Origin of the sequence: Burkholderia sp. AU45274, from assembly GCF_030482505.1 — a bacterium.
Lineage (GTDB): Bacteria > Pseudomonadota > Gammaproteobacteria > Burkholderiales > Burkholderiaceae > Burkholderia.
Genome location: NZ_JAUJQE010000003.1, coordinates 707,222 through 727,581, shown reverse-complemented (window position 1 = coordinate 727,581; position 20,360 = coordinate 707,222). Strand labels below are relative to the sequence as shown.

Here is a 20,360-nt window from a genome sequence, read left to right as displayed (position 1 = left end):
GAACCTGTCGAGCTCGCACCTGATGAACGACAACGCACCGGCGTGGAACGACGACGTGTTCGTGTCGTGGTCGCCGGCCAGCGGCGTCGTGCTGACGCAGTGAGGACGCCACGATGAGAACCTCCGCTTCCACGCCCTCCACTCCGGTGTCGACCGGCACGACCGCCGCGCCCCAGGCTGACAAGCGCCGAGGCCGCTTCGCCGCGCTGTCGCGCTTCCTGCCGTCGGGCCGCAGCGTCGCGATCGGCGTGCCGTTCGTGTGGCTGGCCGTGTTCTTCGCGCTGCCGTTCGTGCTGGTGCTGAAGATCAGCTTCGCCGACCAGATGCTCGGCATCCCGCCGTACACCGCGCTTGCGCGGCTGGAGGCCGGCACCGTGCAGGTTGCGCTGTCGCTGAAGCATTACGCGCTGCTGCTGCAGGACGACCTGTACCTGAACACCTACGTCAGCTCGCTGAAGATGGCCGCGGCATCGACGCTGATGTGCCTGCTGGCCGGCTACCCGATCGCGTACTTCATTGCGCGCTCGACGCCGGCCCGACGCAACCTGCTGATGATGGCCGTGATGCTGCCGTTCTGGACGTCGTTCCTGATCCGCGTCTATGCGTGGGTCGGGATCATGAAGGACGACGGGCTGCTGAACCACGTATTGGCGGCACTCGGCGTGATCGCGACACCGCTGCGGCTGTATCACACCGACGCGGGCGTCTACATCGGGATGGTCTATTCGTACTTGCCGTTCATGGTGATGCCGCTGTACGCGCACCTCGTGAAGATGGACCTCACGTTGCTCGAAGCCGCCAACGATCTCGGCGCGACGCCGTGGTCCGCGTTCTGGCGCATCACGCTGCCGCTGTCGAGGAACGGCATCGTCGCGGGCAGCCTGCTCGTGTTCATCCCGGCGGTGGGCGAATACGTGATCCCCGAGTTGCTCGGCGGCGCGAACACGCTGATGCTCGGCCGCGTGATGTGGGATGAATTCTTCAACAACATGGACTGGCCGATGGCGTCCGCGGTGACGGTGACGATGGTGCTGCTGCTGCTCGTGCCGATGGCGCTGCTCCATTACAGCCAGACCGAAGCGGAGGCCAGGTCATGAACCGTGCGAATCGCATCCTGTCCGCGTGCGTGCTGGGCGCGGGCTTCCTGTTCCTGTACATCCCGATCGTCAGCCTGGTCGTCTACTCGTTCAACGCGTCGAAGCTGGTGACGGTGTGGTCGGGCTTCTCGCTGAAGTGGTACGGCGCGCTGCTGCACGACGACGAACTGCTCACGGCCGCCTGGCTGTCGCTGAAGATCGCGCTGCTGACGGCCACCGCGTCGGTCGCGATCGGCACCTGGGCCGGCTTCGTGCTCGCCCGCATGGGGCGCTTTCGCGGCTTCACGCTGTATGCCGCGATGATCAATGCGCCGCTGGTGATTCCGGAAGTGATCCAGGGCATCTCGCTGCTGCTGCTGTTCGTCGCGATGCAGCAGACCTTCGGCTGGCCGGCCGGGCGCGGCTGGCTGACGATCTGGATCGGCCACGTGATGCTGTGCCTGTCGTTCGTCGCGGTGATTGTGCAGTCGCGCGTGAAGGAGCTCGATCGTTCGATCGAGGAAGCCGCACTCGATCTCGGCGCGCGACCGTGGAAGGTGTTCTTCGTGATCACGCTGCCGCTGATCGCGCAAGCGCTGGTGTCCGGCTGGCTGCTTGCCTTCACGGTGTCGATCGACGACGTGATCCTGTCCGCGTTCCTGTCGGGCCCCGGTTCGACGACGCTGCCGCTCGTCGTGTTCTCTCGCGTGCGGATGGGGCTCAACCCGGAGATGAATGCGCTCGCCACGGTGTTCATCACGGTCGTGACGATCGGGGTCGTCGTCGTGAACCGCGCGATGCTGGCCCGCGAGCGGCGGCACGCGCGCGACATGCGGATGTGGCATGCGGCGGCCGCACCCGAGGTATCCGGCATCCCCGCGTCGCCGTCCGCCATGCCGCCCGCGCGTGCGCCTGCCGCGCCGCCGCTGCACGACCGCATTCCGCATCCCACGAAGTGACGAACAGTGACGAACGACCAGGAGACATTCCATGAAAAAGAAGATGCTCTGCGCGCTGATCGCCGGAGCGCTGCCGGGGCTGGCTGCGGCGAACTCGAGCGCCGACCGGATCCGGATGCTGCAGCAGCAGATCGCGGTGCTGCAGCGGCAGATGAGCGCGCTGCAATCGCAGCTCGGCGCGAAGCCTTTGGCCGTACCGGTGGCGTCTAACGCATCGAACGCGTCAAACCCGGCGACCGGCGCGGCGGCTGACCCGTCCGCACCCGGCTACGGGCAGGCACCGGCCGTGCTGACCAACGACGACGTGTCGGACATCCGGCAGCAGGTCGCGAACCAGCAACTGAAGGTCGATTCTCTGACGGATGCCGCGCGCACGGGCCCGATCGCGGGGCTGTCGGTGACGGGCTACCTCGACCCGACCTACCTGTACAACCGGGGCGCCGGCACGTCGTCGTTCCAGTTCGCGAACCACGAGAACGCGTACACGTACTACAACAGCACGTTCGGCGACGTATTCCTCGACATCAAGAAGACCTTCGGTGTCGGCCCGACCGCGCCGTCCGCGGAAATCACGCTGATGCCGAACCGCGGCGCGGGCCTGTCGATGATGACGGGCAGCGGCTCGAGCGGCCTGAACATCATCAACACGGCCGTCCTGACCGTGCCGCTGTCGGGCACGACGGCGCTCACCGGCGGCCTCGTGACGGGCTTCGGCGGCTACGAGTACCAGCAGTCGAGCATGATGCTGACGCTCACGCACAACCTGCTGTACGACTTCTCCGATCCGGGCTCGTCGATCGGCGCGGGCCTCAACTACCAGAGCGCGGATGGCCACTGGGCGTGGAAGTTCTTCATCGGCAACGAGCAGTTCCGCAGCGCGGGCGCGGTCACGCAGACCGGCGTCAACGCGCTCGGCGACCCGATCTCGACGAGCAACAAGGTGCCGACCTTCACCGCGCGCGTCGATTACCTGCGCGGCAGCGCGCTCGACGTCGGCGGCTCGATCAGCATCGGCCGCCAGACGCTGCCGAGCGCGGTCGATCCGGTGACCGGCAACGTGCGCTACGGCGTGGGCGGCAACGCACCGAGCGCGTACGGCGCGTTCTTCTTCGGTGAGGCTGACGCGACCTACACGCTCGCCGATGCGCAGTACAACGCCGAGTTCGACTACGGCCAGCAGCAGCACGGCGCGTTCAACGGCGGGCTCGCACAGTGGTTCGGGCTGTCACTGCTCGCGCACCGCAAGTTCAACGCGCCGGTGGTCGGCCGCATGGGTGCGACGCTGCGCTACGACCTGCTCGTGAACCGGAAGAACGGCGGCGGCGGCTCGTCGATCGGCCTGAACGGCAACGGGATGGACCCGTACAACGGCTTCGGCATCGATGCGGATTGCCTGGCGCTGTCGAAGGCGAACGGCGGCGTCGGCTTCGAGTGCAAGGGCGCGACGCGGCAGGCTGCCGCGTTCGACCTGCTGTTCTACCCGACCCAGCAAGTGACGGTGAAGGTCGAATACCGGCACGACTGGGCGAGCAACAAGGTGTTCCTGCGTCACGACGGGTCGTACGAGAAGTCGAACGACCTGCTCGCCACCCAACTCATCTACGCGTTCTGACGCGACGCCGTTCGCGAGTCTTGCACATGCTCAAGTTCGAAAACCAGCAACATGTTCAGTCCTACTATGCAGCGACGGTCAACAACCGTACGCGGCATCCATCGCTCGACGGGGCCGTGACGGCGGACGTCTGCGTGATCGGCGGCGGGCTCACGGGCCTGTCCGCGGCACTCGAGCTCGCCGAGCGCGGCCATTCGGTCGTGCTCGTCGAGGCGTCGAAGATCGGCTGGGGCGCGAGCGGGCGCAACGGTGGCCAGCTGATCGCCGGGTACGCGTGCGATATCGACACGTTCTCGGCCTACCTGCCGGAAGACGACGTGCGGCGCGTCTGGGCGATGGGGCTGGAGTCGGTCGAGATCGTCCGGCAGCGGGTCGAGCGGTACGACATCGATTGCGACCTGACCTCCGGCTACCTCACCGCCGCGAACAAGCCGCGCCATCTCGATGCGCTGCGCGCGTGGCGCGATACCGCGGCGAGCCGCTTCGGCTATCGCGGCTACGAAGTCGTCGAGCGCACCGACATGCATCGCTTCGTCGCATCGGATCGCTACTTCGGCGGCCTCCGTTACGAAGGCAGCGGCCACCTGCATCCGCTGAACTACACGCTCGGCCTCGCGCGGGCGGCGCGCGAGGCCGGCGTGACGATCCACGAGGACACGCCCGCGATTGCGCTCGGTCGTGCCGCACCGTATCACCGCGTGACGTGCGCCCGCGGCCACGTGGATGCCCGTCATGTCGTGCTGGCCTGCAATGCATACCTGGGGCAGCTGGCGCCGGCGCTCACGCGCAAGATCATTCCGGTCGCGACGTACCTGATCGCGACGGAGCCGCTCGGCGACGCGCGCGCGGCCGAAACGATGCCGGCCGATGCGGCGATCTGCGACACCCGTTCGGCGCTCGACTATTTCCGGCTGACACGCGACCGCCGGCTGCTGTGGGGCGGCAAGGCCAGCAGCTCGACGAATACGCCGCGCGATCTCGCGGCCGCGATGCGGCGCGACATGCTGAAGACGTTCCCGCAGCTGGCCGATGTGCGGATCGACTACGCGTGGGGCGGGCTGATCGACGCGACGATGAATCGCGCGCCGCATTTCGGCAGGCTCGAGCCGACCGTGTATTTCGCGCAGGGATTTTCCGGGCACGGCGTCAACGTGACGGGGCTCGCGGGGCGGCTGATCGCGGAAGCGATCGACGCGCAGGCCACGCGCTTCGACCTGTTCGGCCGGATTCGCCATCGCGACTTTCCGGGCGGGCGTGCGCTGCGCACGCCGATGCTGGCGCTCGCGATGACCTGGCACCGGATGATGGACCTGCTCTGATCCGCGCGGGCCGTTCAACCGGCCGCGCGGCACCGAAACGTTTCGAATCACTCATGCCCTGGAGGCACTCATGACCAACATCACGAATCTCGTCGACCTGATGCGCGCACCGGCGAAGCTCACGCAGAGCCGCGTGCCGAGCGGGTTGCTGCTCGACGGCAATCCGCAGCAGACGCTGTCGCATCACTACATCAGCCCGTGCGGGCAGTTCAGCTGCGGGATCTGGGCATGCACGCCCGGCCGCTGGACGATCGAGTACGACGAGTCGGAGTATTGCGAGATGCTGAGCGGCGTCGCGATCGTGCGCGATGCCGACGGCCGCGAGCGCGTGCTGCGCGCGGGCGACCGCTTCGTGATTCCACCGGGTTTTCGCGGCACGTGGGAAGTCGTCGAGACGTGCCGCAAGATCTATGCATCGCACGCACCGCAAGCCGGACAGCCGGCCGCGTAACGCGCGGCCGGTTCAGGACAACCATCGAGATCAACGAGGAGCAATCCATGACCCAGGAATTGTGGCGTCTCAGCGCGGCCGAAATGGCCGAGCGCGTCGTGCGTCGCGACGTGTCTGCCACCGAACTCACGCACAGCTGCCTGCAGCGGCTTGAAGCGGTGAACCCCGTCATCAACGCGATCGTCGACGTGATGACCGACAGCGCGTTGCAGGCGGCGTCCGATGCCGATGCCGCGATCGCGCGCGGCGCACCGGTCGGCCCGCTGCACGGCGTGCCGGTGACCGTGAAGATCAACGTCGACACGGCGGAATACGCGACGACCAACGGCGTGCGCGCGTTTTCGGACCTGATCGCGCACGAGGACAGCCCGGTGACCGCGAACCTGCGCAAGGCCGGCGCGATCGTGATCGGGCGCAGCAATGCGCCGGCGTTTTCGTACCGCTGGTTCACCGATAACGACCTGCATGGCCGCACGTCGAATCCGTGGGATGCGTCGCTGACGCCGGGCGGTTCCAGCGGTGGCGCGGCCGCGGCGGTGGCCGCCGGCATCGGCGCGATCGCGCATGGCAACGACCTGGGCGGCTCGATCCGCTACCCGGCCTACGCGTGCGGCGTCGCCGGGCTGCGGCCCAGCACCGGGCGCGTGCCGGCGTACAACCCGACGCAGTCGAAGGATCGCACGCTCGCGGTGCAGCTTGCGTCCGTGCAGGGGCCGCTCGCGCGCACGGTAGGCGACCTGCGGCTCGCGCTCGACGCGATGGCGGCAGGCGACGCGCGCGACGCATGGTGGATGCCCGTCGCGCCGAATGCACGCGAAGCCGCGTTCCCCGCGCGCGTGGCCGTTTGCGCGGCGCTGCCGGGCGTGCCGTCCGATCCGGTGGTGGTCGACGCGATCCGGCAGGCCGCACGCTGGCTTGAAGAGGCCGGCTGCATCGTCGAGGAAGCGGAGCCGCCGCGGTTCGCCGAAGCGTGCGAACTGTGGCTGGACCTGGTGACCAACGAAGCGCGCAGCGGCCTCGGCGACGTGATCATGCAGCACGGCGACGCGGCGATCCGTATCGCGTTCGCGAGCCAGCGCCGTCTCGCGAAGCCGCTGGATCTCGAGGGCTACATGAACGCCCTCGCGCGGCGCACCGCGCTGCTGCGCGACTGGCAGCAGTTCTTCGCGCGCCATCCGCTGCTGCTGATGCCGGTGTCGTGCGCGCAGCCGTTCGCGATCGACGCCGATCAGCATGGCGACGACGCGATGCGCGCGATCGTCGAACGGCAGGGGCCGCTGCTCGCCACTGCGCTGCTCGGGCTGCCGGGACTGTCGGTGCCGACCGGCATCCGCGATGGCGTGCCGACCGGCGTGCAGCTCGTCGCCGGACGCTTTGAGGAGGCACTGTGTCTCGCCGCGGGCGAAGCGATCGAGGCGCGCGCGGGCATCTTCACGCCGATCGATCCGGTCACCGGGTCGTGATCCGCGACTTTTCAAGAGGAAACGCATGAATCAACCGACATTCGAAGACTGGCAGGCCCGCGCGGCCGTGCTGCGGATCGAAGGGCGCGCGTTCATCGACGGCGAGGTGCGCGACGCGCGCGGCGGTAAGACGTTCGACTGCGTGAGCCCGATCGACGGAGGCGTGCTCGCGCACGTGGCAGATTGCGGCACCGACGACGTCGACCTCGCGGTGGCGGCCGCGCGCCGCGCGTTCGACGCGCGGAGCTGGGCCGGCATGAATCCGCGTGCGCGCAAGGCGGTGCTGCAGCGCTGGGCCGCGCTGATGCGCGAGCACCTCGACGAGCTCGCGCTGCTCGAGACGCTCGACACCGGCAAGCCGATCGCCGATACCACGGCGATCGACGTGCCGGCCGCCGCGCATTGCGTCGACTGGTATGCGGAAGCGATCGACAAGGTCGGCGGCGAAGTCGCGCCGGTGGACCATCATCTGGTCGGGCTCGTCACGCGCGAGCCGATCGGCGTCGTCGCGGCCGTCGTGCCGTGGAATTTCCCGCTGCTGATGGCCGCATGGAAATTCGCGCCGGCGCTCGCGGCCGGCAACAGCGTCGTGCTCAAGCCGTCCGAGAAATCGCCGCTCACCGCGATCCGTGTTGCGCAGCTCGCGTGCGAGGCCGGCATGCCGGCCGGCGTGTTCAGCGTCGTGCCGGGTGGCGCGGAGCCGGGCAGGGCGCTCGCGCTGCATTGCGACGTCGACTGCATCGCGTTCACCGGGTCGACGCGTACGGGGCAGCAGATCATGGCGTGCGCTGCGCAATCGAACCTGAAGCGCGTGTGGCTCGAACTCGGCGGCAAGTCGCCGAACATCGTGCTGCGCGATTGCCCCGATCTCGACCGCGCCGCGCAGGCGGCTGCCGACGCGATCTTTTTCAACATGGGCGAAGTGTGTACGGCCGGCTCGCGCCTGCTCGTGCATCGCGACATCAAGGACGCATTTGTCGCGAAGCTGATCGACGCGTCGCGGCGCTTCGCGCCCGGGCACCCGCTCGATCCGTCGGTGACGATGGGGGCGATCGTCGACCGCACGCAGCTCGAGCGCGTGATGGGGTATATCGGTGCCGGGCGCGACGAAGGCAAACTCGTCACGGGCGGCCTGCGCGTGCGCGAGGAGACGGGCGGATTCTATGTCGAGCCGACGGTGTTCGAGGTGAAGCCCGATGCGAAGATCGCCCGCGAGGAAATCTTCGGGCCGGTGCTGTCGGTGATCGTGTTCGACGATGTCGACGAGGCCGTGCGGATCGCCAATGACACGGAGTATGGACTGGCCGCCGCCGTCTGGTCGGCCGACCTCTCGACCGCGCACGCGGTGGCACGACGTCTGCGCGCGGGCACCGTGTGGGTCAACTGCTATGGCGATGGCAGCGACGACCTGAACTTCCCGTTCGGCGGCTACAAGCTGTCGGGCAACGGTCGTGACAAATCGTTGCATGCGCTCGACAAGTACACCGAGCTGAAGTCGACGGTCGTGCGGTTGTAATGTCATGGGCGACGCGCGGCCTGGGCAACGAGGCCGCGCGTCTTGCGCATCCGGACGGGCGGCTTACTGCTCCGCCTTCTCCACGTCCGCCGTCTCCCCAAGGAACCCGCCGCTCTGGTGCGCCCACAGCGCCGCGTAAATACCACCCGCCTGCAGCAGCTGCTGGTGCCTCCCTTCCTCGACGATGCGCCCTTCGTCGAGCACGATCAGCCGGTCCATCGCCGCGATGGTCGACAGCCGGTGCGCGATCGCGATCACCGTCTTGCCGCTCATCAGGTCGTCGAGGCTGCGCTGGATCGCGACTTCGACTTCGGAATCGAGCGCGCTGGTCGCCTCGTCGAGCACGAGGATCGGCGCGTCCTTGAGCATCACGCGCGCGATCGCGACGCGCTGCCGCTGGCCACCCGACAGCTTCACGCCGCGCTCGCCGACCTCGACGTCGTAGCCGCTGCGCCCGTGGCGATCGCGCAGCCGGCCGATGAACTCGGACGCTTCCGCGCGCACGGCTGCGTCGTGCATCTCGCGCTCGGTCGCGTCGGGGCGCCCGTACAGCAGGTTCTCGCGCATTGTCCGGTGCAGCAGCGACGTATCCTGCGTGACCATCCCGATCGCGCCGCGCAGGCTGTCCTGCGTCACGTGCGCGATGTCCTGCCCGTCGATCCGGATCGTGCCGCCGCCCACGTCGTAGAAGCGCAGCAGCAGGTTCACGAGCGTCGACTTGCCGGCGCCCGAGCGGCCGATCAGGCCGATCCGCTCGCCGGGCCGGATCGTCAGGTTCAGCCCGTCGAACACGGCGCGATCGTTGTCCTCGTGCGCGAACTGCACGTTGTCGAACACGATCCCGCCGCGCTGCACCACGAGCGGCTTCGCGTCGGGCGCGTCGACCACGCTGTGCACCTTCGTCAGCGTGTTGATGCCGTCCTGGATCGTGCCGACGTTCTCGAACAGCTCGGTCATTTCCCACATGATCCAGTGCGAGTAGCTCGACAGGCGCAGCGCCATCGCGATCACCGCCGCGACGACGCCCGCGCTCACCTGGCCGTGCATCCACAGCACCAGCGCGAGGCCGGTCGAGCCGACCAGCAGCAGCGTCGACAGCAGGTGATTGACGACCTCGAACGCGCTGACGAGCCGCATCTGCGCGTCGCCGGTCGCCTTGAACGCTTCCATCGCGCGGCGCGCGTGGTCGGCTTCGCGCCGCGTGTGCGAGAACAGCTTCACGGTCGTGATGTTCGAATACGCGTCGGTGATGCGGCCCGTCATCAGCGCGCGCGCATCGGCCTGGCGGCTGCCGACGGCACCGAGGCGCGGCACGAAATACGCGCACGCCAGGCCGTAGCCGAGCGCCCACAGCGCGAGCGGGATCATCAGCCGCCAGTCGAAGCTGGCCGCGAGCGCGAGGATGCCGATCAGGTACGCGGCGACGCCGATCACGACGTCGACCGACATGAACAGCGCATCGCGCACCGCGAGCGCGGTCTGCATGATCTTGGTCGTCACGCGGCCCGCGAACTCGTTCGCGTAGAACGACAGGCTCTGGTCGAGCATCAGCCGGTGAAACAGCCAGCGCAGCCGCATCGGGAAGTTGATCGCGAGCACCTGGTGCTTGACCATCGTATGCAGCGCGATCAGCAGCGCACTGCCGGCGAGGATCGCCGCGAACCCGGCGAGCGTGCCGAAGTGCCGGCCGCCGAAATCGGCCGGCGTCGACGACGCGAGCCAGTCGACCACGCGGCCCATCATCGCGAACAGCGCGGCTTCGTACGCGGCCAGTGCGGCCGACGTCAGCGCGATCAGCAGGATCCAGCTGCGCGCGCCTTTCGTGCACGCCCAGACGAACGAGAAGAAACCCCGCGGCGGCGTGACGGGATCTTCGAGCGGGAAAGTCGGCAGGCGCCGTTCAAACCACGAAAACATCGACTTGTTCTCCTTGTGCGGCCCGACGCAGCGGGCGGGCCGATGATGCCGGGGCCGGATGCGATGCGGTCATCGTGTGCCGGCACGTCCGTCCAGCCGATGGACGCCGCACCGCGATTCGCGTGGCCCGGCGTGAAGTGTCGCATCGATTCGATCGTGCTGCAGGCCGGTTGTAAGCCGCCCGGCCAGGCGAACGGCGTCGTCCCTGCGCAGCGGGCTCGCAGGCATGGTCATCGCGCCCTTAAAAAAGTCCTTGACTGTCTATCTATGAGTAGATAAAGTTCGATCCATGGAAACGAAACCGACCGTCCGCGAACAGATTCTCGATCATGCAATCACGCTGATGATGCAGCGCGGTTACAACGGCTTCAGCTATCGGGACCTGTCCGACCTGGTGGGCGTGAAGACGTCGAGCATCCACTACTACTTCCCGTCGAAGGACGATCTGGTGCTGGAAGCGGTGGCGGCCTACAGCGACGAAGTCCTCGCGGCCGTGCGGGCGATCGATCCGGCGCTGCCGGCCGACGTGAAGCTGAGCCTGTACACGAAGATGTTCGGCCGCACGCTGGGTGACGGCAACCTGATCTGCCTGTGCGGGATGCTCGCGTCCGACATCGAAACGCTGCCGGAGAACGTGCGGCAGGCGGTGCAGGCGTTCTTCACGGCCAACGAGCGCTGGCTCGCGGAATTGCTGGCGCAAGGCGCGAAGGAAGGCACGCTGCAGTTCAGCGGCGAGCCTGATACGGCGGCGCGCACGCTGTACGCGGCGTTCCAGGGCAGCGTGCTGGCCAGCCGGCTGTTTCATACGCGGGCGCGTCTCGAGGACGTCGAGGCGGTCTGGAAAACGCGGTCCTGACGGACGGCGCAAGCAGTGAGGCGGTTCGCCGCCTTTTTATTGAATCTTGTAATCTATCATGTAGTAGATAGATGGTTGGCGCAGAGGAATCGATCCTCTGCATTTTTTGGGGATGTTTATCTATCTATAAGTAGATAAACAAATGCGAAGCCGGCGGAAAAGCCGCCGGCACGTGGTCCCCGGTTCGAAGGCTGTTTCATTCATTTGCTGAAAAAGGAGTCTGTCATGTCGATCGAAAAAGTGCTGTACCGCGCCCATGCAAAAGCCACCGGCGGCCGTGACGGCCGTGCGACGGTGCCCGAAAGCGGCCTCGACCTGAAGCTGACCACGCCGCGCGAGCTTGGCGGCGCGGGCGGTGCGGGCGCGAACCCCGAGCAGCTGTTCGCCGCCGGCTACAGCGCCTGCTTCATCGGCGCGATGAAGTTCGTCGCCGCGCGCGACAAGATCGCGATCCCCGCGGACGCCGCGATCGAAGGCAGCGTCGGCATCGGCGCGATCCCGAACGGCTTCGGCATCGAAGTCGAACTGAAGATTTCGCTGCCGGGCCTCGATCGCGATGTCGCGCAAACGCTGATCGAACGCGCACACGTCGTCTGCCCGTACTCGAACGCGACGCGCGGCAATATCGACGTCGCGCTCACGCTCGTCTGATCAATCGCACTGCCAACCATCCTCGCCATTCAAAGATTCGACCAAGGAGTTGCACCATGAAGATCGTCAAGCCGCTGCTGATCGCTGCCGCCGTGGCAGCCGCACTGTCCACCGCACCTGCCGCGTTCGCCGCCGGCGCCGAAGCCGTCGGTCCTGATGCGACGACGAGCGCATTCCTCGCTGCGCTGAACGGCCAGAAGGGCCCGGGCCTCGAAACGTTGAGCCCCGCGAAGGCGCGCCAGGTGCTGGTCGATGCGCAGAACGGCACGAAGGTCGACCTGTCGGGCATCGACGTGTCGAACCGCACGATCGAACAGGACGGCCTGTCGGTGCCGGTCACGATCGTGCGCCCGCAAGGCGCGACGGGCACGCTGCCGGTATTCGTGTTCATTCACGGCGGCGGCTGGGTGCTCGGCGATTTCCCGACGCATGAACGCCTCGTGCGCGATCTCGTCGTGCAATCGGGCGCCGTCGCGGTGTTCGTGAACTACACGCCGTCGCCGGAAGCGCATTACCCGGTCGCGATCAACCAGGCGTATGCGGCGACGAAGTGGGTGGCCGCGCACGGCGCGGAGATCGGCGTCGACGGCAGCCGCCTCGCGGTGGTCGGCAACAGCGTCGGCGGGAACATGGCGGCCGTGGTGGCGCTGATGGCGAAGGACAAGGGCGGCCCCGCGATCCGCTTCCAGGGGCTGATGTGGCCGGTGACGGACCACAACTTCAACACGGGCTCGTACAACGCGTATCAGCAAGGACACTTCCTGACGCGGCCGATGATGAAGTGGTTCTGGGACGCCTATACGAAGAACGAAGCGCAACGCAACGAGATCTACGCGTCGCCGCTGCGCGCGAGCACCGCGCAGTTGAAGGGCCTGCCGCCCGCGCTGATCCAGGTCGCACAGTTCGACGTGCTGCGTGACGAAGGTGAAGCGTACGGCCGCAAGCTCGACGCGGCGGGTGTCGATGCGACGACCACGCGCTACGACGGCACCATCCATGACTTCGGCCTGCTGAACGCACTGGCCACGGATGCGCCGACGAAGGCCGCGACGAAGGCGATGGCGAACGAGATCGCGACGCGGTTGAAGTAAGCGAGGGCCCGCACGTGCGCCGCGCTTCACACGGTGCGCGTGAGAAGACTCGGCGGCGGGCAGATGCCCGCCGTTTTTGCATGCCGCCAGTGCGCCGCCGACTATCCCGCGTCGGTCCGGCGCTGCTGCCCGGGGGCCTGCGCATGCAGCAGGCGCGCCATCGCCGCGCGCAGCTTGTCGCTCGGCACCGGCTTGTGCAGCAGCACGAACCCGCCGTGCTTCAGCCGGCCGGGCCGTCGCGCGGTCGTGTCGCCCGTGATCAGCATCGCGGGAATCGCCGTGTTGTACTCGTCGCGAATGCGCGCGATCGCAGCGATGCCGTTCTGGTCGCCGTGCAGGTGCAGGTCGCAGATCAGCAGGGTCGGCCGGACCTCGCACGATGCCAGGCACGCGATCGCGTCATCGACCGACGCGGCCGTGACGACCTGGTAGCCCCAGCGCTCGAGCAGCATCGACATGCCGGCGCGGATCGCGCTTTCGTCGTCGATCACGACCACGAGGTGCGCGGCGGCCGTCGTCTCGTCGACGGCGATCTCGTCGGCGGCGGCGCCCGGCTGCACGGCCGTGTCCAGCCGCACCAGCTGCAGTTCGAAGCATGAGCCCCGCCCGGGTTCGGAGCGCAGCGTCAGCGGACAGTCGAGCAGCCCCGCGAGGCGCCGCACGATCGCCAGCCCGAGGCCGACGCCCCGTTCGGGCTCGTCGCCGCGACGGCGCAACTGGTAGTAGTCGTCGAATACGCGCGCCTGCTGGTCGGCCGGAATGCCGCGCCCGGTGTCGATGAATTGCAGGCGAACGTGCTGGCGCGTGCGCCTGCAGCCGACGACGATGCGTCCGGTGTCGGTATAGCGCACCGCATTCGACAGCAGGTTGCGCGCGATGCGCTCGATCAGCACGGGATCGGAATCGACCACGGCCGTGCTGCGCACGTACGACAGCGACAAGCCTTTCCCGTGCGCGTCGGCGGCGACTTCGCGGCACACGCGCTCCAGCACTGCGCCGATCGCGAACGGCCGGCGATGGACGGGCACGACGCCCGCATCCAGCCGCGAGATGTCGAGGATCGCGGTGAACAGCGCGTCCATCGCGTTGACGGACTGGTCGATGCGATCGACGAGCAGCGTGCCGTCGGCCGGCATCGGCACGTGCCGCAACGCGCCGACGAACAGGCTCAACGCGTGGACGGGCTGACGCAGGTCATGGCTCGCGGCCGCGAGAAAGCTCGACTTGACGTGCACGGCCTCCGTCGCGAGATCCTTTTGCCGGCGGAAGTTCTCGGCCAGCTGCGCGGCGCGCTGGCGTTCGCGTTCGGCGATCCGTTGCGCGCGGATCAGTTGCAACTGCATCTCGATCTGGTCGCGGAATTCCTCGACGAGCCGGATGTAGCGCTCCGAATACGCATTCTCCTTGCAGTCGAGCAGGCAGATCGTGCCGAACGGCGTGTTGTCGGGCCAGCGGATCGGCAGGCCGAGGTACGAGACCATGTTGACGCGCAGGTCCGGATTGTTGCGCCACTGCGCGGATTGCCGCGCATCCGGCACGACCAGCGTAGCGCCGCTCGCGATGACCGCTTCGCAGTAAAGCCCGGAGCCGTGCAGTTCGGCCGATTCGCCCGGATAGAACGGATTGCCGGTGTTGCGGCTCGCCACCAGCACCTGGATGTCGCGGCCGACGTTGCGCATGATCAGCCCGGCCGGCACGCCGACGATTTCCGCCATCAGGTCGACGAGGCGCTGCCAGCGCGCGATCACGTCGGCGGCGAGGTCGAACGGGACTTCATGGTCGGCCGGCGCGTCGGGCGGCTCGTCGACATGCGTCATGCGCACGCTCCTCGAACGGGCGGGGACAATGAGGAAAATTTAGGCGTTCCGCGCCGGCATGGCAATGTCGCGACGCGAGCCGGCGTCGGGTCAGATGAGCCCTGCCTTCCTGCCGGCTGCCGCTGCCTGGGTGCGGTTGATGACGTTCAGCGCCTTGAAGATCGCGGTGATGTGCGCCTTGATGGTCTTTTCGGACAGGCCCAGCTTGTCGGCGATGACCTTGTTCGGCACGCCTTCAGCGAGATAGCGCAGCACTTCGATCTGTCGTTGCGTCAGCATCGAACCGCGTGCTGCAGCGGCACCGTCCTGATGCTGCAGCGCGGGGTCGTCGAGCACGAGCGGCGGTACGTAGCGTTCGCCGTTGAGGGCGATCCGGATCGCGGACAGCAGCGTGCGCGGGCTGGCGGACTTCGGCACGTAACCCATCGCGCCCTGCGCGAACGCGCTGCGCACGGCGCCGGGATCCTCGGACGACGACAGCACGATGACCGGCAGCCCCGGGCGCATCGTCGCGAAGACGGCGAGGGCGTCGAGGCCGTCCATGCCCTGCAGCTTCAGGTCGAGCACGATGGCGTCGAGGTCGGTGTGATCGTCGAGCAGCCGCACCGCATCATCGGCGCTGCTCGCCTGGACGACGACCGTGTCGTCGTCACCCTGGCGCAGCAGCATCTCCACGCCATCCCGCAGGATCGCGTGATCGTCGACGATCAGAATTTTCATGAGGATGCTTGAATAAGTGAATCCGGAGTCGGGCCGACACGAACGAACCGGATTGTACAAGACGAAAGTCTTAATACTAAAGTCGCTTTTGTCCTGCATCTGTCTTGCGTCTAACGTCGCATTTACATTCAGCGGAATATCGCCGAGACTCAATCACGACAGTTCGCAATGCAGGTGAATGCAGGCACGCCATTCGATGCGTCGCCGGCATCGCGCCGATGTGAGCGACGACGCAAGCGGCCGCCACAGGATTGAATGACGGCGCGCTGCACGCACGCAATGTGCGTCGTTCGGCGGCGGTGAATTTCTGTTATTCGCGTCGAACACAAAAAAATAATGGTTCGTCATAACGGGATTATCGGCACGCATTTTGACGATGAATCATTGATCCTGATCGCGCATGAATCGAGGTGAACGATGAAGGTTGCCAACGACAGCGATGCAATGTGGGAACTGAACATGTCGTATCTCTGGCTTGCGCAGCGACTGCTGCAGTCGGATCGCGCAACCGGCATGTTCCGCCTGGGTGTGACCGCCGATGTCGCCGCCGCGCTGGCCGCGCTGTCGATGAAGCACATGAACGAGCTCGCGTCCGCGGGGCAGTTGATCTGCGCATTGCGGCCGGGCCGGTACGGTGTGCTGTCGGCGCTGACCCGCGCGACGCCGCCGGTCGATCTCGTGCGCGTGCATACCGCGATGGTGCTGGCCGGCCTTGCGCTACCCGACGAGGAAACATCGTGAACGGCCGGGCAGGGCGACATGGCCTCGCGGACGACGCGCAACTGACGATGCACGCGGCGGCGTTGATCCGGCTCGGCGCGCGGCTGCAGATGCTGGAAATCGAGTGCGGATTGCCGCGCGACCGGCTCGTGCGGCTGTATCGCGAAGTGCGCGGCGTGGCCGCGCCGAAGGGGTTGCTGCCGTCGTCGATCGACTGGTACATGACGTGGTTCGCGAACCTTCATGCATCGCTGTTCCACAGCATCTATCGCTTCCTGCGCAACCAGGCGGGCTGCACGCGACTCGAGGCGCTCGTCAAGGCCTATACGCTGTATGCCGAACAGGGCGATGCCGCATGCCGCGCGTTGCCGCTGGACCTGACACGCGCCTGGATGCTGGTGCGCTTCGTCGACACCGGCGTGCTCGACATCGCCCGATGCCGGGATTGCGGCGCGGCGTTCATCACCTACCGCCACGCGCTGCGCCGGCATCCCGTGTGCGTCGCCTGCCGGCTGCCGGCGCGTGCCGGCAAGCGCGCGGTCGGGACGTCGCCGCGCGTGGCGCCCGGCACGCGTCATGCGCGACGGCACGACGCACAGGTCGCCGTCGCGTCCTGTCGCGGCAGCGGAAGCGTCGCGGACGAATCATCGGGAGAATGGTGTGCGATCTAGCGGGGCGAGGGCGGCCGCGGCAGGGCCCACGCGGTCCGCGGCGCATGACGCCGGTCGGCACCTCGCGTCGGCCGGGGCGGCGCGTTCGTCCGATGGGGAAGGCTGCGCGCATCCGGTGCGCATCGAGCCGGCATCGTGAACCTTCGCGGCCTCTCCATCCGGCAGCGGATGCGTGCCGGCTTCGTGCTCGTCGTGATGCTGACGGCAGTCGCGTGCGGCACGAATCTGTGGGAAAGCTATCGGCAGTATCGGCACGGGATGCTCGACCTGCGCGATTTCGCGCTGGTCGAATGCGTGATGATCGCGTCGAACCGGATCTCGGCCGAACGCTGGCCCGCCAACCGGTTGCTGGCGCTGCGGCGGCGCGATTCGGCCAAGGAAGCGCAGGCCGTGCGCGATGCGCGCGCGCGTACGGACCAGGCGCTCGATGCGCTGCGAGACGACCTCACGCGGGCGGAGGCGCTCGGGGCATCCGAGCGCGGGGCCGCGCTGCACGCGCTCGCGTCGCTACGCGGCGGGCTGGCCGGCGCGCGCGGCGAAGTCGATGCGCTCGCCGCGCGGCCCGCGGCGGCGCGTGCGACGTGGCAGGTGCAGGCCGCGCAGGACCGCATGTTCGCGGCCGCCGACGATCTGGCGGCGCTGACCGGCGTCGTGATGGCCGGGACGGCGATGCGTCATCCAGACACGGCCGGCGCGCTGGTCCTCGCGCGCCTGCTGGGCGACCTGCGCGAATACACCGGCCGGCTGGGCGCGCTGTTCGTCGCGCCGCTGGTGAGGAATGAGGCGCTCGACAACGACCGGCTGGCGCGCATCCTCCAGATGCGCGGGCGCATCGTGCAGCTCCGCGCACTGATCGCCGGCGCGATCGCACCGACGCTCGACGACGCGATGCTGTCGAATGACCTGGCCCGGTTGAACGACACGATGGACGGCAGCTTCCTGCCGCTCGTGGCGACGACGCTTCGCGCAGGGCGCACGGGCACCTATGCGATGAACGCGGAGGATTTCGCGTCGCGGATCATGCGCGACCTCGACGCAGCGGCGCGGTTGCGCGATCACGTGCTCGACCTCACGCGGGCGCGCGCGGTGACGCTGCGCGATGCGGCGCGCGTCCGGATGACGCTGTCCGGCGCCGAGGCGGCGTGTTGCATCGCGATCCTGTTCCTGCTCGTGCGCGGCACGCAGCGGACGCTGTCGAAACCGCTCGATGCGCTGAGCCGGCGCATCGTCGCGTTGAGCGAGGGCGACGTATCGCCGATCGTCCGGATTCCGGGCACGAGCCCCGAGATCGCGCACGTGAACGATGCACTGGACGCGCTGCGCGGCGCCTACGTCCATCGCACGCTGCTCGAGCGGCAGCGCAACGACATGCTGACGCTGTTCTCGCACGACATGCGTGCGCCGCTCACGTCGGTCATCGTGCTGGTGAACGCGCCTGCCGCGTGCCCGCCCGACTGCGCGCTGCGCGAGCGTCTTCACGAGATCGGCGGGCTGGCGCGTCATACGCTGGCGATGGCGGACGGTTTCGCGCAGGTGTCGCGGGCCGAGGCGGGCGAGTACGCGTCGGAGCTCGTCAACGTGGCCGACCTGATGAATCACGCGCGCGACGAAATCTGGCCGCGCGCGCGGGACAAGCACATCGCGATCGAGGACGTCCCGTCGTGCGACGACGCGCTCGTGCATGGCGATCCGGCGCTGCTGTCGCGTGCGCTGGTCAATCTGCTGGGGAACGCGGTCGACTACAGCGCGGCGCATACTCGCATCGCGTGCAGCGTCGAACTGGCGGACGACGGTGCTTCGGTACGCTGCGTGATTCGCGATGACGGCTACGGGATCGCGGCCGAGGATCAGGCGCGCCTGTTCGAGCGTTACCGGCGCTTTCGTCTGCCGGGACAGCCCGACACGAAGGGTGTCGGGCTCGGCATGGCGTTCGCGAAGGCGGTCGTCGACCGGCACCGCGGCGAGATCCACGTGCGCAGCGCCCCGTGGCGGGGCACGACCGTGACGGTCACGCTGCCCGTGGCCGGCGTAGCCGGCAACGCGCACGACCCGGGCAGGGCGATGTCGGCCGAACCGGTGCCGGGATGATGCGTGGCGGCGGGAGGCCGCACGCCGTGCACCCGGTGGTGTCTTCCCGCAGCCGCACGCGGCGATGTTCGATCGCGCGTGAAGTTGGTACGATCGCGCGTATCGTTCACGCCGGCGCCGCAAGCCGCCGGCCATCGGTCGCGCGGCCGCCCGGCAGCGCGGCCCCGTTCGGGAGAAGCGGTTCATGCTGCAGGCGTTCGCGGTCTTGCTGACCTTCCATTGTCTCGGGGAAGGCGTGTCCTACCTGTTCGGCTTGCCGGTGCCGGGCCCGGTGATCGGCATGCTGCTGCTGTTCGGCTTCGTGATGCTGCGCCCGCAGGTGGCCGACGCGATCGAGCCGACCGCGCTCGAGCTGCTGCGCCACCTGTCGCTGCTGTTCGTGCCGGCTGGCGTCGGCATCATGGTGTCGGCCGACCGCGTGCGCGGGGATGCGGTCGCGGTCGTCGTCGCGCTGGCGGTGAGCACCACGCTCGCGATCGCCGTGACCGCGCTCGTCACGCGCGCGCTGCTGCGGCGCCAGCGGCGCGCGGGCGGCGCGGCGGAGGGCACGCGATGACGGCCTTTCCGACACTCGGCGCGATCTGGGTCTATCTCGCCGCGACCCCGCTGCTGGGCCTGACCATCACGCTGATCGCCTATCTGTTCGCGCAGGCCGTCTATGCGCGGGCGCGCTTCAACCCGCTCGCGAACCCGGTGCTGATCGCGGTCGCGCTGATCGTCGTGCTGCTGACGATCACCCGCACGCCGTATCCGACGTATTTCGAAGGCGCGCAGTTCGTCCACTTCCTGCTCGGCCCCGCGACCGTCGCGCTCGCGCTGCCGCTGTACCGCCAGTGGTCGAAGCTGCGCCGCGCCGCGGTGCCGCTGCTGGTCGGCCTGCTCGCGGGTTCGCTGACCGCGATCGTGTCGGCGGTGGGCATCGCGGCGCTGTTCGGCGCGTCGCACCAGACGATCGCGTCGCTTGCACCGAAATCGGCGACGACGCCGATCGCGATGGCCGTCGCGGCCGAAATCGGCGGGATTCCGTCGCTCACTGCCGTGCTCGTGATCTCGACCGGGATTTTCGGCGCGGTGTGCGCACGCGGGATCCTCAATGCGCTGCGGGTCGACGAACCGGCCGTGCGCGGCTTCGCGCTCGGCGTCGCGTCGCACGGGATCGGCACCGCGCGCGCGTTCCAGGTCAGCGAGGAAGCCGGCGCGTTCGCCGGGCTCGGGATGGGGCTGAACGGCGTGCTGACGGCCTTCGTCGTGCCGATCCTGCTGCCGGTGCTGTCGCGCTGGATCTGAGCGCCGGCTAGGGCCTGTTCACGCTAATAACGGGCTTGCGAACGTGCCTTGCCGGTCGCAATGCAAGGAGTGAGGAGCGCCGTTTGGCCGCGCCAAACGCCCCGAAGGAAGTCCCCTTGGGGGACAAGCGACGATCGACGCCGCAG

General features: G+C 68.1%; 18 protein-coding genes. 15 read left to right on the top strand and 3 right to left on the bottom strand.

The window, feature by feature from the left end; all coding sequences use genetic code 11:
• The first annotated feature begins 113 nt into the window (after window positions 1-113).
• The 7 genes from QZM35_RS15795 to QZM35_RS15765 all read left to right on the top strand — a co-directional run bounded on the left by QZM35_RS15795 (window position 114) and on the right by QZM35_RS15765 (window position 8,396).
• Window positions 114-1,097 (top strand): ABC transporter permease subunit, encoded by a 984-nt coding sequence (locus tag QZM35_RS15795; RefSeq protein WP_089429996.1) that lies wholly within the window; start codon window positions 114-116, stop codon window positions 1,095-1,097.
• Window positions 1,094-2,035 (top strand): ABC transporter permease subunit, encoded by a 942-nt coding sequence (locus QZM35_RS15790; protein ID WP_089429995.1) that lies wholly within the window; start codon window positions 1,094-1,096, stop codon window positions 2,033-2,035. The genes QZM35_RS15795 and QZM35_RS15790 overlap by 4 nt, the downstream gene beginning before the upstream one ends.
• Window positions 2,036-2,066: 31 nt before the next feature.
• Window positions 2,067-3,647: a DUF3138 family protein gene (locus QZM35_RS15785; RefSeq protein ID WP_089429994.1), complete on the top strand. Its 1,581-nt coding sequence runs from the start codon at window positions 2,067-2,069 to the stop codon at window positions 3,645-3,647.
• A gap of 26 nt (window positions 3,648-3,673) precedes the next feature.
• Window positions 3,674-4,966: an FAD-binding oxidoreductase gene (locus QZM35_RS15780; protein WP_301776321.1), complete on the top strand. Its 1,293-nt coding sequence runs from the start codon at window positions 3,674-3,676 to the stop codon at window positions 4,964-4,966.
• 70 nt (window positions 4,967-5,036) lie between these two features.
• Window positions 5,037-5,417 carry a cupin domain-containing protein gene (locus tag QZM35_RS15775; RefSeq protein WP_089429992.1) on the top strand — a complete coding sequence of 127 codons (381 nt, stop codon included), beginning with the start codon at window positions 5,037-5,039 and terminating at the stop codon, window positions 5,415-5,417.
• A 47-nt stretch (window positions 5,418-5,464) separates the two neighbouring features.
• Complete coding sequence (locus QZM35_RS15770; protein ID WP_301776320.1) at window positions 5,465-6,880, top strand: amidase family protein; 1,416 nt, start codon at window positions 5,465-5,467, stop codon at window positions 6,878-6,880.
• Window positions 6,881-6,905: 25 nt separating this feature from the next.
• Window positions 6,906-8,396, top strand: coding sequence for an aldehyde dehydrogenase (locus tag QZM35_RS15765; protein ID WP_089429990.1), 1,491 nt, complete (start codon window positions 6,906-6,908; stop codon window positions 8,394-8,396).
• A 63-nt stretch (window positions 8,397-8,459) separates the two neighbouring features.
• Here the strand turns inward: QZM35_RS15765 and QZM35_RS15760 are convergent, their stop codons facing one another.
• Window positions 8,460-10,313, bottom strand: coding sequence for an ABC transporter ATP-binding protein (locus tag QZM35_RS15760; RefSeq protein WP_301776319.1), 1,854 nt, complete (start codon window positions 10,311-10,313; stop codon window positions 8,460-8,462).
• 289 nt (window positions 10,314-10,602) lie between these two features.
• Here QZM35_RS15760 and QZM35_RS15755 point away from each other — a divergent pair, with 289 nt between their 5' ends.
• From QZM35_RS15755 to QZM35_RS15745, 3 genes are all read left to right on the top strand, one after another.
• Window positions 10,603-11,169, top strand: a complete 567-nt coding sequence (locus QZM35_RS15755; protein ID WP_089429988.1) for a TetR/AcrR family transcriptional regulator — start codon at window positions 10,603-10,605, stop codon at window positions 11,167-11,169.
• A 225-nt stretch (window positions 11,170-11,394) separates the two neighbouring features.
• Window positions 11,395-11,820, top strand: a complete 426-nt coding sequence (locus QZM35_RS15750; RefSeq protein ID WP_301776318.1) for an organic hydroperoxide resistance protein — start codon at window positions 11,395-11,397, stop codon at window positions 11,818-11,820.
• Between the two features lie 56 nt (window positions 11,821-11,876).
• Window positions 11,877-12,911 carry an alpha/beta hydrolase gene (locus tag QZM35_RS15745; protein ID WP_089433932.1) on the top strand — a complete coding sequence of 345 codons (1,035 nt, stop codon included), beginning with the start codon at window positions 11,877-11,879 and terminating at the stop codon, window positions 12,909-12,911.
• Between the two features lie 101 nt (window positions 12,912-13,012).
• On the opposite strand, the gene QZM35_RS15740 is transcribed toward QZM35_RS15745, so the two are convergent.
• Both QZM35_RS15740 and QZM35_RS15735 read right to left on the bottom strand, forming a co-directional pair.
• The gene (locus QZM35_RS15740) at window positions 13,013-14,728 is read right to left on the bottom strand and encodes an ATP-binding protein (protein ID WP_301776317.1); all 1,716 of its coding nucleotides are present in this window, start codon (window positions 14,726-14,728) and stop codon (window positions 13,013-13,015) included.
• A gap of 90 nt (window positions 14,729-14,818) precedes the next feature.
• Entirely contained in the window at window positions 14,819-15,448 is a 630-nt protein-coding gene (locus QZM35_RS15735) for a response regulator transcription factor (protein WP_089429985.1), read from the bottom strand.
• A 417-nt stretch (window positions 15,449-15,865) separates the two neighbouring features.
• Between QZM35_RS15735 and QZM35_RS15730 the strand changes: the two genes are divergently transcribed.
• From QZM35_RS15730 to QZM35_RS15710, 5 genes are all read left to right on the top strand, one after another.
• Complete coding sequence (locus QZM35_RS15730) at window positions 15,866-16,189, top strand: flagellar transcriptional regulator FlhD (protein WP_039355302.1); 324 nt, start codon at window positions 15,866-15,868, stop codon at window positions 16,187-16,189.
• A complete protein-coding gene (locus QZM35_RS15725; protein ID WP_301776316.1) occupies window positions 16,186-16,839 on the top strand; it encodes a FlhC family transcriptional regulator in 654 nt (217 codons plus the stop codon). The genes QZM35_RS15730 and QZM35_RS15725 overlap by 4 nt, the downstream gene beginning before the upstream one ends.
• 135 nt (window positions 16,840-16,974) lie before the next feature.
• Entirely contained in the window at window positions 16,975-18,927 is a 1,953-nt protein-coding gene (locus QZM35_RS15720) for a HAMP domain-containing sensor histidine kinase (protein WP_301776315.1), read from the top strand.
• Between the two features lie 184 nt (window positions 18,928-19,111).
• The gene (locus QZM35_RS15715) at window positions 19,112-19,483 is read left to right on the top strand and encodes a CidA/LrgA family protein (RefSeq protein ID WP_301776314.1); all 372 of its coding nucleotides are present in this window, start codon (window positions 19,112-19,114) and stop codon (window positions 19,481-19,483) included.
• A complete protein-coding gene (locus QZM35_RS15710) occupies window positions 19,480-20,214 on the top strand; it encodes an LrgB family protein (RefSeq protein WP_089429981.1) in 735 nt (244 codons plus the stop codon). Before QZM35_RS15715 ends, QZM35_RS15710 begins: the two co-directional genes overlap by 4 nt.
• Window positions 20,215-20,360 lie beyond the last annotated feature (146 nt).